Origin of the sequence: Actinomadura sp. NPDC048394, assembly GCF_040651755.1 — a bacterium.
In the GTDB taxonomy this organism is placed as follows: domain Bacteria; phylum Actinomycetota; class Actinomycetes; order Streptosporangiales; family Streptosporangiaceae; genus Spirillospora; species Spirillospora montaniterrae.
Window position 1 is genome coordinate 102456 of sequence record NZ_JBEZJL010000020.1, and the last position, 13034, is coordinate 115489.

General features: G+C 71.7%; 13 protein-coding genes. All 13 read right to left on the reverse strand.

The window, feature by feature from the left end; all coding sequences use genetic code 11:
- Positions 1–78 precede the first annotated feature (78 nt).
- The 13 genes from AB0C78_RS16675 to AB0C78_RS16735 all read right to left on the reverse strand — a co-directional run bounded on the left by AB0C78_RS16675 (position 79) and on the right by AB0C78_RS16735 (position 12851).
- Positions 79–600: a hypothetical protein gene (locus tag AB0C78_RS16675; protein WP_360748050.1), complete on the reverse strand. Its 522-nt coding sequence runs from the start codon at positions 598–600 to the stop codon at positions 79–81.
- A 162-nt stretch (positions 601–762) separates the two neighbouring features.
- Entirely contained in the window at positions 763–3399 is a 2637-nt protein-coding gene (locus AB0C78_RS16680) for a Helicase associated domain protein (protein WP_360748053.1), read from the reverse strand.
- Positions 3396–3833, reverse strand: a complete 438-nt coding sequence (locus tag AB0C78_RS16685) for an HIT domain-containing protein (protein ID WP_360748056.1) — start codon at positions 3831–3833, stop codon at positions 3396–3398. Before AB0C78_RS16685 ends, AB0C78_RS16680 begins: the two co-directional genes overlap by 4 nt.
- 87 nt (positions 3834–3920) lie before the next feature.
- Positions 3921–5381, reverse strand: a complete 1461-nt coding sequence (locus AB0C78_RS16690; RefSeq protein WP_360748059.1) for a S53 family peptidase — start codon at positions 5379–5381, stop codon at positions 3921–3923.
- A 131-nt stretch (positions 5382–5512) separates the two neighbouring features.
- Positions 5513–6151, reverse strand: coding sequence for a hypothetical protein (locus tag AB0C78_RS16695; protein WP_360748062.1), 639 nt, complete (start codon positions 6149–6151; stop codon positions 5513–5515).
- Entirely contained in the window at positions 6148–7002 is an 855-nt protein-coding gene (locus tag AB0C78_RS16700; protein ID WP_360748065.1) for an endonuclease/exonuclease/phosphatase family protein, read from the reverse strand. The genes AB0C78_RS16695 and AB0C78_RS16700 overlap by 4 nt, the downstream gene beginning before the upstream one ends.
- 133 nt (positions 7003–7135) lie before the next feature.
- Positions 7136–7393, reverse strand: a complete 258-nt coding sequence (locus AB0C78_RS16705) for a hypothetical protein (protein ID WP_360748068.1) — start codon at positions 7391–7393, stop codon at positions 7136–7138.
- Between the two features lie 177 nt (positions 7394–7570).
- A complete protein-coding gene (locus AB0C78_RS16710) occupies positions 7571–8788 on the reverse strand; it encodes an acyl-CoA dehydrogenase family protein (protein ID WP_360748071.1) in 1218 nt (405 codons plus the stop codon).
- A gap of 68 nt (positions 8789–8856) precedes the next feature.
- Positions 8857–9444 (reverse strand): GAF domain-containing protein, encoded by a 588-nt coding sequence (locus tag AB0C78_RS16715; RefSeq protein ID WP_360748074.1) that lies wholly within the window; start codon positions 9442–9444, stop codon positions 8857–8859.
- 32 nt (positions 9445–9476) lie between these two features.
- A complete protein-coding gene (locus tag AB0C78_RS16720; protein WP_360748077.1) occupies positions 9477–10022 on the reverse strand; it encodes an ATP/GTP-binding protein in 546 nt (181 codons plus the stop codon).
- Between the two features lie 22 nt (positions 10023–10044).
- The gene (locus AB0C78_RS16725; protein ID WP_360748080.1) at positions 10045–10518 is read right to left on the reverse strand and encodes a DUF742 domain-containing protein; all 474 of its coding nucleotides are present in this window, start codon (positions 10516–10518) and stop codon (positions 10045–10047) included.
- Positions 10511–11152, reverse strand: coding sequence for a roadblock/LC7 domain-containing protein (locus AB0C78_RS16730; RefSeq protein WP_360748083.1), 642 nt, complete (start codon positions 11150–11152; stop codon positions 10511–10513). Before AB0C78_RS16730 ends, AB0C78_RS16725 begins: the two co-directional genes overlap by 8 nt.
- Before the next feature lie 76 nt (positions 11153–11228).
- On the reverse strand, positions 11229–12851 hold the full coding sequence (locus AB0C78_RS16735) for an ATP-binding protein (protein WP_360748086.1): 1623 nt from the start codon (positions 12849–12851) through the stop codon (positions 11229–11231).
- Between the last annotated feature and the right edge of the window lie 183 nt (positions 12852–13034).

Sequence of the window (13034 nt, forward strand, 5' to 3'; positions counted from 1 at the left end):
CCGGATGCCCGAACGGGATGGGCGGCGGTGTCCGCGTTCGCAGAATCTGTGCCTCGGTCTGCTTGGCGCATCGGGCCGCTAGCCCTGCTTGCCGTCGGGTCTGGCTCCTTGGACCTGGCGCTGCACGGTGATCGCGGTCGCCCACAGCATCATCAGCAGGTTGCTGGCGCTGCCCTCGGTCGCGGTCTGCTGCTGGTAGAACGCGCGGGCCTTCTCGGGGCCGTGCGTGGCGTAGGTCTCGATGAGGTCCTGGACGGCGCGGGCGTTGGTGCGGTGGATCCGGCGGGCCCCGAGCATGGTCTGCGCCGTGATGCCGGGCACCGCCTCGCGGGCGCGGGCGATGCTCTTGCGCTCGTCGGGCAGGAACGCCTCGACGTTGGGCAGGTCGCCGGCGGTGACGGCGCCGAGCACGCGGCAGCCTTTCTGGATGGATTCGGCGAAGACTTCGGCCATCACCGGCCCGATCCTGGGGAGGTCGGGCGAGTTCCGCAGCGCGGCGAAGGCCTCGTACCCTCCGAAGTGATCATTGATGCTGACGGAGATGACCTTCTGGCACTGGGCGCGGATGTCGGCTTTGCTGGTGGAACGTGATCTGGTCATATCGCGGGTCCCTGCTCCATGAGGGCTGTGTGGGATTTGGGTCGGGGTGCGGCGCCGAGGCCTGGGGCTGGCAGGGCGGGCGGGGTTCGAGCCGTCGGGCATCCGCTGCCGCTGCGGCCGGGGTGGGTGTGGCGGCCGGTCGGGGCCGTCGCCGATACCGGGTCATCGCGTGTGCTCCCGGCCGGGGGTCGCCTGGTCGGGGGAGCGGTCGCGCCAGTTGGGGTCCATCGCGTCGAGTTGGTCGATGCACGCCCGTATCTCGGGGGAGACGGCGTTCTGGCGGGCGTGCTGCCGCATTTCGGCCAGCCAGGGGCGGAAGTCCTCGCCGTCGGGTTTGGGGTCGGCGGGCCGCCATGACCTTCTTGGGGCGGGCAGATGCCCGTGAGCGTCGAAGTAGGCTTTGGCGAGGGCTATTTTGTGGGCGCGGCGGTCGTGTTTGCTCTTGTAGAAATCCGGGTCGATGGCTGCGATGTTGTCGACGACCCAGCGAGGATGGGTTCCTTTTCTGATCTGCTCTTTGAGTGCCGCGAGAAAAGCCCCGAGCGCGTATCCGTCGCTGCAGACGTGATCGGCGGGGACTTGGAGGTTCCCGTGGGTGCGGGCGTGCCGGCGGGCGGCGATGATTCCGCGCCGTCGGCGGGCGCCGATCTTGGCGAAGCACATGCCGGCTCGCGCGAGGCCGCGGCGCAGCGGTTCGGGTAGGTCGTTGTCGCGGTGGCGCCGCAGGCAGCGGTCCAGCCAGGTGTGCAGGTCAAGGCCGTCGGCGGTGCGGTAGCCGGGTTCGGGGAGCAGGTGGCCGTGCGCGCGGTAGAACGCGCGGGCTGCTCGCAGGTGCCGTTGGGTGAGGGTCAGGTACCAGTTCGGGTCCCGGGCGGTCAGTTCGGCGTCCTCTGCGGCGGTCATCTTTCCCGCGCGGCGCCTGTCGCCCTGGCCGCGTAGGAAGCGGTGCAGGTTGGTGCCGTCATGGGTCCAGGTCGCGGAGAATCCGTACAGGCCTTCGGGGTGGCGCGATAGCCAGGCATCGGCTGCCGCCGTTCCCTTGCGCCAGGACCTCTCATGGGCGTTTTCGTAGGGGCCCAGTTCGGCCAGAAGCCGTTGCTGCTGCTGGGTCAGCGTCGAGTGGAGAAAGCCGTACTGTCTGGGCAGCCACCAGCCCAGCGGGAGATTGCTGCCGGGCGTGTGGTATTTCGCGGGGACCTGGATATGGCCGAGGGCTTGTTTGTAGGCCAGGGCCGCGCCGTAATAATCCATCCATGACGAGGTCGTCTTCTCCAGTGCCTTGACCCAGACCGCCTCGGCGAACCCGGCGGGGATCTTCGCGCCGGTCCAGCTCAGCCACTGCGGCATCGGGTTCGCGGCTTCCCGCACGAGGTCGGAGTCGGGGCCTTCCCCGCCGAGGACGGGGAACGCGGCGGCCGCGCCGTTGCGGGCGCGGGCCTGGTCGAGCGACTGCTCCAGGCGCTCGTCTTGGGCGCGCAAGGCCAGCAGGACTCTCCACAGGTGCTGGTACTGCGATCCGGCCAGCGCCTGGCCTGCGGATTCGCCGGGGCTCAGCAGCAGCGGCACGACGAGTTTGGCGACCTTGCCGGGGCGGTCTCCGATCCGCAGCGCCCGGCCGATCATCTGGATGATGTCGACCACCGATGACCGCGGGTCGATCATCGCGATCCCGTCCACCGCCGGGACGTCCACCCCTTCGGTCAGCACCCGCGCGTTGGTCACCACGCGCAGCCCACCGTCGCCGTCGCTGTCGCCGACGTCGGGGGCGGGGGCCCCGGCCAGCGACCGGAGCAGGGAACGCCGCAGCCACAGGTCTTGGTCGCCGTGCACGCATCGCGTCCACAGCGACCCCGGCCGCAGGGTTTCGGGCATCGTCTTCCAGGTCTGCGGCAGCGTGTTGGCCCAAGTGCGCGCCGCGGCGACCCGGTGGTGGTAGGTCACCATGGCGGTGATGTCGTGTTCTGCGGCCGCACGCAGCACGGCTATCTGCTGGGCCAGTACCTCCGGTGCCAGCGCCGCGCGCCCGACCTGCAGGTGCTCGGCGACCGTGAGCAGCTCGGGGTCGCATACGGCCATCAGGACCAGGTAGTCGGCCAGCAGCCCCCGCTTGATCGCCTCGGCGACGGTCAGCCGGAACACCACCGGGCCGAAGACCTTCTCGTCGTCCATGCTGATGGTCTGGCCGTCGTCGCCGGTGAAGATCCGCAGGGTGGCGGTCATGTACAGCCGCCGCTTCGCGGGGATGACCACGTCGTCGTGGATCTGCTGCCAGGCGTTGCCGGCACGTCCGGCGAGCCGGTGGGCCTCATCGCACACCACGAGCTGCCAGGGGCCCATCGCGTGCCGGGCGTGCGCGGCCGCCACGATCGGGACGCTGGCGTAGGTGCACACCGCGGTCACCCGGCCCGGGGCCGCCACCGCGGCGGCGACCTGGTCGGGCCTGGTCGTGATCACGTTCTCCAGCTCGTCGGGGTCGCCCGGCTGCCGTGCCCCCGCCGCCTCCAGCACCTCGGCGTCCGAGCACACCGCCACCAGCCGCCCCGCCCCGCCGACGGTGCGGAACGTGGTGAGCATCTGCTCGGCCACCTCCAGGGTCGGCACCGTGACCAGCACCGGCCCATCGGGCACCAGCGCCCGAGCGGACTTCGCCGCGATCACCGATTTCCCCGACCCGCACGGCGACCCCAGCGTGGCGCGGCCCCCGCCGCCCAGCTGCCGGACGATCGCCTCGACCGCGACGGGCTGGTGCGCCCAACGATCGGCATTCGACACCGCCGCGCTCACCTGCTCGCTGGTCACGTGCCGCTCCCGGTGGAGCCGTCTCGCGCTACGGCTGTTGCCTGCACCTGGGGGGTGACCCATTTCGTAGGATCTCCATTGGGCAGCCCTCGGCGGCAGCCGCCGCGAGGGTCCTTCTGGTCACCGAACTGGCGTGGGACCAGGTGGACGTGCAGGTGTCCGATGGTGCGGCCAGCGGCCGGGCCGTCGTTGATGAAGATGTTCCAGCCGTCAACCTGCCGCCTGGACGCGATGACGTCGGCCGCCTCGGCGAGCAGGCTGAACGCCTCCAATTGCTCAACCGGAGACAGACTGAACCACGAGCCCACGTGCTTGAACGGCACGACCTCCACGTGGCCCTTCGTGGCCGGGTAGTTGTCGAAGCGGACATACCAGCCGCCGCTCCTGGCCAGGATGCGGGAGAGGGCCGGATCACAGAACAGGCAGTCGATCACTGCCAGGCCTCCGAGCATGGGGTTCGTGCCGCCGAGCCACGGGTTCCGTGGGCTCGGCGGCACAAGGGGCGAAGAGTTCGGGCTGCCCTAGCGGGCGGCGAGGGCGTTGACCAGGCGTCCGGCATCCCGGACGGTCCCGACCCCCGACGGCAGGTCGTAGCCGCGGCGGGCTCCGTAGCCGGTGACGCCGTTGGCGGTGTTGGTGCCGGTGGTCAGGTCGGTCAGCCCCAGCCGGGCCGAGCCCGGCGCGGAGTACAGCACCCGGTGGATGTCGCCGAGCGGCCGCCCGGCGCGCTGCGCGGCGAGCGCGACGATCCCGGCCATCTTGGGCGCGGCGATCGAGGTCCCGGCGACCCGGATCCAGCCCGGCTGCTGCCCCGCGAGGGGGTTGTAGGTGCTGTTGAACCATTCGCGGGCCGTGCCGGCGCCGTTCAGCGCGATGTCGACGCTGCCGCGCCGGTCACCGACGACGCTGGCGACGTGGCGCTGGTAGGCCGGGCGGCGGAAGGCGGCCGACAGGCCGGCACCGGTGGCGACTCCGCCCTCGTCGTCCCATACCTGGTCGGGTGCGGTCCGGCGGCCGGTGTCGGTCAGGTGGACGCGGGTGCCGCCCACGGCGGTGACCAGCGGGTCAGACGCCGGCCACGCCACCGTGGGGAAGTCGTAGAACGCGGTCCCGGCCAGGTTCGGGCCGGTCGGGCCCCAGTTCCCCGACGAGGCGATCAGCGTCGTCCCGCGCCGGTGCGCGGCCTTGAGCGGGCCGCGCAGCCGGGTGAGTGGCCGGTAGTCGCCCTCACGCCCGGCCTGCTCGGGGAAGTTGGCCTCGGAGATGCCCCAGCTCGCGGTGATGGCGTCGACGCGGCGGTGGCGGGTGACCCACCCGATCGCGCTGACCATCTCGTCCAGACCGCCGCCGGTCTCGACCACGATGATCTTCGCGGCGGGGGCGATGGCGTGCACGGACTGGACGTCGACGGCGGCCTCGGCGGCACACCCCGCCTGGCCCGGGTCGCCGGGGTCGGCGGTCGGCACCTGCCCGTACTGCAGGACCTCCAGGTCGGCCGGGGGCAGTCCCCAGTGCCGGGAGTAGGTGGCCACGTCCTTGCGCAGGTGGGGGTTGTGGAGGCAGATCGGAATGGCCACGGTGCGGCCCTTGCCGGTCAGCCCTCGCCGGTGGAGGCGGTCGACGCCGTAGGCGTGGTTGATCTGCGGGGGCCCGTAGCAGCCGGTGGTGTTGTAGAGCTGCGGGCACTGCGACGGCGGCACCGGCACGACCGGGCCGGCCGGGGGAGTGGCCGTTCCCTGCATGGTGCGGGCGCCTTCGCGCGGCGCGCTCGGCGCCGGGGCGATGTCCAGCGTGGAGACCACCCCGCGGCCCAGCATGGCCGGTGAGGCGCCCTTGATCAGGGTTTCGCCGACCAGGGTGGCGCGGGCCGGTTCGCCGTGGGCCGGCGCGGCGGTGCCGATCGCCATGGCGGCACCGGCCGCCAGCAGGGCTGCGGCCGCGACGCCGGCCGCCAGCCGTCCAGAAGTCGATTGAGGGGTCACGTGGGTTCTTTCCAGGTTGAAGGAGGGGTGGAACAACCGGGACCGGGATGTCCCGGAGATCGGGGGGTGCGCGGGATACCGCGCCCGAGTGGGGACCCATGGGCGCGGCCGCGGCGGGCGGCGGTGCCCGGTCAGGCTCGTCCGGGATCGGCTCGTCCGGGATTGGGGCCGTCGCGGGCACCGGGCGCCGGCTCGCCATGGGGAGCGCGGGGGCGTTCCCGCAGGCGGTCCAGGGCGGCCAGGGTGTGCTGGAAACCGCTGGTGCCGGCCAGCGACGCGGCGAGCGCGTCGACGGCCGCATCGAGCCCGTCTAGGTAGGCCGAGGCCAGCCGGGTCTGGGACTGGGAGAGGCCCGGCCGCTGGGATCGTGCATGTTCGGTCCGGTAGAGGGACGCGGCGGCGCGTAACACCTGGTCGGCGCGGTCTCGGTGGCCGTAGAGGTCGGGCGTGGTCGCCTCGCCTGCCCAATGCGTGGGTGAGGTGGAGTGCGCGGCGGCCTCGATCAGCTCCGATGCCGACCGTGCTGCTCGCGCGAGGACGACGTGCTGCGGGAGCGGCGGGCACGCCAATGCGGGGTCGCCGGTGAAGCGGGCGTCAGCGAGCAGCACTTCTTCCAGCAGCTCGCGCGCGGCCAGTGCCGGCTGGGCGACATAGGGCCATTCACCGGCGGGCAGGTCGCCGCATCGCGGTTCACGGCGCACCAGGGTGATGGCCGCGGCCGCCAATGCCCGCAGGAGCCGCTGGTAGTGGTCCGGCCAGAGCCCGCTCACCGGCCACCTCTGGATACCGATGGGTCCGTCGCCCCGGGGATCGTGGGGAGGATGAACCGGGCGATGACTGCGGCGTGATCGGAAAGGCGCATCCGGCCTGGGCCGGAGGAGAACGGCGGAAGCACTGTGAAGTCGGCGACCCGGACTCCGGGCACGTTGCAGTAGATCCGATCGCACCGGTAGGCGGGTTGGCCGTCCCCGATGCCGACGGTGGGGGACAGGTCGCCGTAGGCGGCGCCGGCGTCGCGGAACCCGGCGGAGGCGATGGTCTGGGCGGGCTCGTCCCTGAGCTTGTGCTCCTTGTCGGGCCCGAAGGCGGCACGGTCGGCCGGATCGTTGACGGCGACGGCGTTGAAGTCGCCTGCGGCGATCATCGGCGCCTTGCCGAGCAGATGGAACGCCTCGGCCTCCAAGAGGCGCTGCATGGGCATGGACGGCGCGAAATGAGTGACGGCGATGTCGAGCCGCCCGAAGCCGGGCACGCGGGTCTCGACCCGGCCCAGCCCGTGAAACCACGGTTTCATCGACCCGTTCTCGTGGCGCTCTTCGGCGACCCACAGCTTGTCTTCACAGATGAAGACGGCCATGTCGCACCCGTAGTAGTTGGAGCGCACCCGGCACCGGAAACTCGCCCCGAGCCGCTGAGCGATCTGGTGGAGCTGCCGATCGCCCCGGTCCAGCCACCTGGCCTCACCCAGCAGCACGGCGTCGAGGTCGGCATCGGCGAGCCGGTCCACCATCTGCCGGAGCCGGGCGTCGTCAGCGCCGTCGACTCCGCCCTCGCGAAGGTTCTGGTAGCCCACACCGATCACCAGCGGCTCGTCGTCGGCTCGGATCGCTGGCGCGGTCATCGTGATTCCCAGCAGACGCCGGCCGGGTGCTCCGGTCGCGATGGATTTCTTGGGAAGTGAGTGGTCATCTCGGTTCAGTGAGGTCCGCGGACAGGGCAGCGTCATGGCAGAAGAGCAGGGCGGGCCGGGGCTATCAGACGTTCACGGGGATCCCGGTGATCATGTGCTCTATAGAGTCGATGACCTGCTGATTCGCCCAGCGGGCGATGATGTGGGGAGTGTTGTGTTGGCGGGGAACGATCAACACGATGCGCAGAGGACCGCGCCCCGCGTCCTCCGCCGCACGCGCCTTGGCGAGCAGGTCACCGACCGAGGCGTCCTGGATGGCGTCGACCACCGTGCGCATGTGGCCGGTGTCTGGGTCGACGATGTTGAGCGAGACGTTGGGCATCAAAACTCCGGTGGGCGAGGCTGCGAAGGCGGTATCGAGTCGGGGGCCGTGCGGCCCGGGACCGGCCAGGGGCCGTGGAGACCGGGCCTGCGGGCCGCGCGGCGGCTCGGCGTGCGAGTGGAGGGGCCGCTCCTGCTCCGCGCCACGCGGAGCAGGAGCGGGCCTGGAGGGCTGGGGTTATGCGGCGGTCTCCTTGGCGGTGGACAGGGCGGTCAGGTGCGCGAACCGCTGCGACCACTGGGGTCCGTGGTCGATGCCGAGGGCGTGCTCGGCCAAGCGGTGGAGCTGGATGTCGGCGGTGCCGGCGGGCGCGTCGATGCAGATGGCGTCCCGGTAGTAGCGCCCGACCCTGCGGTCGGCGCGCAGCCCGGCTCCGCCGTGGATGCGAACCGCGTCGGCGGCGGAGGCGATGGCGGCTTCGACGGCGCCGTACTTGGCGTCGAAAAGGTCGGCGTCGCACGGCTTGCCGTGGTCGAGCAGGTGCGCGGCCTGGTAGACCGCCGTGCGCGCGGACCGCAGCCGGTGTTCGAGCTGCCCGATCCGCCCGCCGATGACCGGGTGGCGGCCCAGTTCCCGACCGTAGCGGTGCCGTTCCTTGGCGAAGGCGACGGTGTCTTCGACGGCTGCGGCCAGGATGCCCAGGGCGACCGCGGCCAGGTTGAGGCGCCCGTACAGGACGCTGGAGGAGTAGGCGACGTCCAGGCCGTCGCCCTCGGCGCCGAGCCGGTTGGCGGCCGGGACCCGCACGTCCTCGAACACCACGTCGCCGAAAGAGAACCCGCGCAGACCCAGCGCGGGCTGGTAAGGCTCGACCCGGACGCCGGGCCGGTTCGCCTCCACCAGGAACGCCGTTAAGCTCCGGGGCGCCTCGGATTCGGGCACGGCGCGGAACACCGCGCCGTGCACGTCGCCGACGTGGCTGTTGCCGATGTACTTCTTGCGTCCGTTGAGGATGTAGTGGTCGCCGTCACGGGTGGCGGTGGCCTGCATCGCCAGCACGTGCCCGCCCGAGCCCTCTTCGGTGGTCGCGATGGTGGGCAGGCAGGCACCGGCGGCGATGGGCGGCAGCCACTGCTGCTTTTGCTGCTCGCTCCCGAAGTGGATGATCTTGGCGACGCCGAGCTGGGACGCCTGGGCGATCGCGCCCGCCGCCCCGCTCACCCGGGACAGCTCCTCGATGATGATCGTCTTGGCGACATGGCCGGCGGCCATGCCGCCGTATCGGCGGGGGATGGTCACCCCGATCCATCCCCGCCGGGCGATGAGGTCGGGAAGGACGGTGTCGACGTCGGCGGAGGATTCCATCTCAGCAACCCGGGGCGCGACCTCGGCGAGCGCGAAGTCGCGGACGGTCCGGCGAAGTTGTCGGTGGTCGTCGGTCTCGAACACGAACATCCCCTTTCCTCGTGGAGCTGCTGCCGGTGGTCGGTCCGGCAGACATCCATCACCCCCCGTGGCGGCCGCTATCCGGGAGCGCGAGCGGGGTCGCCGGTACTGCTGCTGGCGTGGCGGCCGCGGCTGGTGTCGTTGGCGATGAGGCTCATCAGCCGGGCCGCGTGGTCTTTGATCAGCGCGCGGGAGGGCTCGCCGGTGGACAGCGGCAGGCGCGTGGTGCCGACGATGCAGACGGTCCCCAGCAGGGCGCCGTCGCAGATGAGCGGGGCGCCGGCGTAGGTGCGGATCCCGATCTTGTCGGCCACGGGGTTTGCGGCGAAGCGGGGGTGGGCGTACACATCCGGCAGCACCAGGGCCTTGCCGCGGCGGACGACCTCGGGGCAGTAGCCGTGGTCGCGGGACATGGTCCGCCCGACCTGGTCTTTGTCGGCCGGGCAGTGCAGGCCAACGAAGTACTGCTGCTGGTGGGTGACCAGGTTGACCATGGCGTAGGGGACCTCGGCGCCTGCGCCGAGCTGGGCGGCGAAGGCGGTGGCCAGGTCGGCGGCGAAGGCGTCGAATTGCTCGGTGGCCTCGCCGAGGCCCCGGTCGGTCAGCAGTTGGATCCGCTGTTGGAGCTCGGCGTCGTCGTCGCCGGAGGGGAGGTCGTAAGGCACGGGCGGGCTCCCGGTGAAGAGGGGTTCGGTGGTCAGGTGCGCGCGGTCAAGGCGTGGCGGACCAGGGTGGTCAGTACGGTGATGACCGAGTGGGGATCGCGGGCGTCGCAGTCCACCACCGGAACGCCGACGGGCAGGTCGAGGGCTTCGCTGACCGCGTCGCCGGGGTAGCGGTAGGCGGCGTCGTCGAACTGGTTGACCGCCACGACGAACGGGACGCCGTGCTGCTCGAAGAAGTCCAGCGCGGGGAAAGCGTCGGGGAGGCGGCGGGTGTCGGCCAGGACGACGCCGCCGACCGCGCCCAGAGCCAGTTCCTCCCACATGAACTCGAACCGGCCCTGGCCGGGGGTGCCGAACAGGAATAGCGTCATCGGCAGCGGCCGGGTGAAGGTGCGGCGGCCGAAGTCCAGCGACACCGTGGTGGTGGTCTTGCCGCCCACCCCGGTCAGCGAGTCGACCTGCGCGCCGGCGGCGGTCAGGCGTTCCTCGGTGGACAGCGGCGGGATCTCGCTGATCGCGCCGACCATGGTCGTCTTCCCGGCGCCGAACCCGCCGGCGATCAGGATCTTCAGGGCCACCCGGCGAGCCGTGTGATCGAGTTCAGGCGGCGGCGAAGTCAAGAGCTTCCAGCCCTTCCAGCAGTGCCTTTAGCAGGCGCTCGTCCGGTCCTTCGGTGGAGGGGTCAGGCCGTACGGCGGGCGGCTCGATGACCAGCGCGCCGGTGTCGATCAGAGCGGTCAGGAGGGTCTTGGCGACCAGGATGGGCTGGTCGATGGTGGCGGCGATCTCGGCAACCGAGCAGCCGGCCCCGTGGCACAGTTCGAGGGCGTGCGCGGCCTCGGGCGGCAAGGCCCCCGCCCCAGCGGTGTTCGCAGCCGTACCGGCGATACCGGCGGTGGTGGCGGTTAGGACCGTGTCCAGCCGCATCTCGTGCCGGGGGCAGGCGCGGATGTCGGGCACCACCAGGTAGGGCCGGACCGGTTGGACGTCCTCATCGACCCACGGGGAGCCGGAGGCGGCGTCGGCCTGGTCGCCGTGAGGGCCGTGGGCGCGGTCACGTTGGGGACTATTCATCGCCGCGGCCTCCCTCTCCCCGCCCGGAGCCCTCCCCGGGGGCGTTCGGGGTGGGGATGGCTGCAGCGGCGGCGTCTGCGCCGGGCGTGCTGGTGCGGGTTGCGGCGACCATGTGCCGGGCGACGCTCTCGATCAGCATGGCCATCCCGTCCGCGACCAGCCCGGTCTGCGCATCCGGTCCCGCCAGCACGCCCAGCACGCACCCGACCACCGCAGGCCCGGCCTGCGGCGTCGGCAGGTTCGAGACGACGGTGGGACCACGATCCGCGGGAAGCCCGAGGTCCTGGCCGGGGGTGTTCATCAAGATCGTGAATCCGTCGTCGTGCTCGACGATGACCTGCTGAACGTCACCGCGATGCGGAGAAGTGATCTTTCCCGCAGCGGCGGCGGGGGAGTACAACGCTGCGGCCACCGCGGCGGCGTGGTCGGCCTCGTCGGTGGTCAGGCCAGAGGCCGCGAGCACCAGCCCGTCCCGCGTCAGCAGGAACGCGGCCTGGATACCGGGCACCTCGACGCGGAAGTTGTCCAGCAGCCATCCCAGGTCCTGGCCCGGTTCACCCGCCGGCGTACGGGACACGGGCGGGCCGACGGGCGCGGCGGAAGACGACACGGCAGAGGCCGGGGGGATCGTCATTACACAATCTCCTGGTAGAGGTCGGCGGATGCGGCTGGGAGCGGCCGATCGGCCTTGGAACGGGATGCTGGCGTGGTCATTGCGGCGCGGGCCCGGCGGCCGGGTCGCTCGGCGGGATGGCGGGCTCGATGCTCGGGGGCTTGGAGCCCTCGGGTCCCTGGTCGGCAGAGCCGCCGGTCTGGGGGCGGGGACGGGCCGCACCGGCAAAGTCGCTCAGCAGGCCAGCGGCCGGTCCCCGCTTGGTCCCTTGTCCTGGCTCCCCACTCCGCCCGCCAGCCTGACTCGTGGCCACCTGACTCGCGGCGGTTGGATGGCCGCCCTCGGCATCTGCCGCGACGGCGGGTGCCGCGCCCTCCGGACCGCACTTTCGACGGCGCTGGGGAAGAGCGGGCCGCCCCTCGCTGTCGACGCCAGGGGGAGCGTCGAGGCTGCCGGTGTCCGGGGACGCATCCGACGGGTTGACCGCATCCTGCGGCGGCGCTTGCTGGGGTGGGACTGCCGGTCCGGGGGCGCCGCCATGGGCAAACTGCGCGTCGGTGCCGGAAGCGGCACGCCGGGCCGAAGCGTCCGGAAGCGACCGCCGCCCGGCGGGCCGGGGTGCGGTGAGCAGAGCGGCGGGCAGAGCGACCACGGCCCGTGTCCCCTCGGGCTCGGCCGGCTGCAGCGTGACCTGGATTCCGTGGCGGCGGGCGAGAGCGGACACCACCAGCAGCCCGATCGGGCCCGCAAGGATCTGCTCGCGGAGGCTGACACCGTCCGGGTCGGCCAGCAGCCGGTTCAGCGACGTGTAGAGGTCAGACGTCATCGGCAGGCCCCGGTCGGTGATCTCGATGTTCACCCCTCCGGGCACCGGGACCGCCGCCATCTGCACCTCGGTGTCGTGCGGGGAAAACTTGGTGGCGTTCTCCACCAGCTCGGCCAGCAGCAGCGTGATCTCCGGTCCCGCGTAGCCGGGCAGATCCGCATCCTCATCAGGGGGCGGCACCTGAACTCGCACCTTCCGGTACTGCTCGACCTGCGTCACCGCCTGGCGCATCACCTTGGCCAGCGTCAGCGGCTCGTTCACCCTCCGCGCCGTCGCGCCGCCCAGCGCAGCCTGCCGTTCCAGCCCCCGGAGCACCCGCGTCGTCAAATGGTCGATCTTGAGCAACTCGTGCAGGAGGTAGGTGTCTTCCACCTGCTTCTCCACCGAGTCCAGCTCGGCCAGGATGCGGTAGACCAGCAGATACAGGGGCCGCCCCAGACGGACCAGGACCTGCCGCTCGAAGTCGGCGACACCTCCGCCCGGCTCAGCACCGATGTGCGTAGACCGGGCACGAGCCCGCACATCTGCATCGATCGCGGCCTCAACGGCATCGGCGGCCGCCTCCGGCTCGCTGGCCGGACGGAACGGCTGGAACCAGCGCGCCCCGATCCACCGGCGCCCCGGGAAAGGCCGCTGCCAGTGCCAGTACAACTCACCGGGATCGCGAAGGCTCGGCAGCAGCACCACCAGCCGGCCCGCGTACGGGTGGACGTCCACACGCTGCGCGGAAACCGCCAGCACGCCCGCAGGTTCCCCCACCAGCGGCGCCACCGAAACCCGCATCCCCCGGGAGGTGAGACGACTGGCCAGCTCACCCGCGTGCTCGCCCTCCTTATCCCGCGTTGATCCCAGCTCACCCAAGAACGGAACGAGCAGGGGGGAGTGAGTCGTCATCTCATCGCTCCAAACCTCGCACCGGGCCGACCGACCCGACTGCCGTGCACTGGGCCCCGCCTCGCCGGTCCGACCAGCAGCACCGGCAGCAACACGGGGACGGACTGCAACTGCGCGCCGTGGGCCCACAACCACAGCCCGACATGGCCCACCAGATGAGGCGCACGGGCCACATAGGCGGCC

Coding starts and splice junctions, on each gene's coding strand:
- AB0C78_RS16675 (WP_360748050.1), bottom strand. CDS start 600: ATGACCAGATCACGTTCCACCAGCAAAGCCGACATCCGCGCCCAGTGC.
- AB0C78_RS16700 (WP_360748065.1), bottom strand. CDS start 7,002: ATGACCGCGCCAGCGATCCGAGCCGACGACGAGCCGCTGGTGATCGGT.
- AB0C78_RS16705 (WP_360748068.1), bottom strand. CDS start 7,393: ATGCCCAACGTCTCGCTCAACATCGTCGACCCAGACACCGGCCACATG.
- AB0C78_RS16710 (WP_360748071.1), bottom strand. CDS start 8,788: ATGTTCGTGTTCGAGACCGACGACCACCGACAACTTCGCCGGACCGTC.
- AB0C78_RS16725 (WP_360748080.1), bottom strand. CDS start 10,518: ATGAATAGTCCCCAACGTGACCGCGCCCACGGCCCTCACGGCGACCAG.
- AB0C78_RS16730 (WP_360748083.1), bottom strand. CDS start 11,152: ATGACGATCCCCCCGGCCTCTGCCGTGTCGTCTTCCGCCGCGCCCGTC.
- AB0C78_RS16735 (WP_360748086.1), bottom strand. CDS start 12,851: ATGACGACTCACTCCCCCCTGCTCGTTCCGTTCTTGGGTGAGCTGGGA.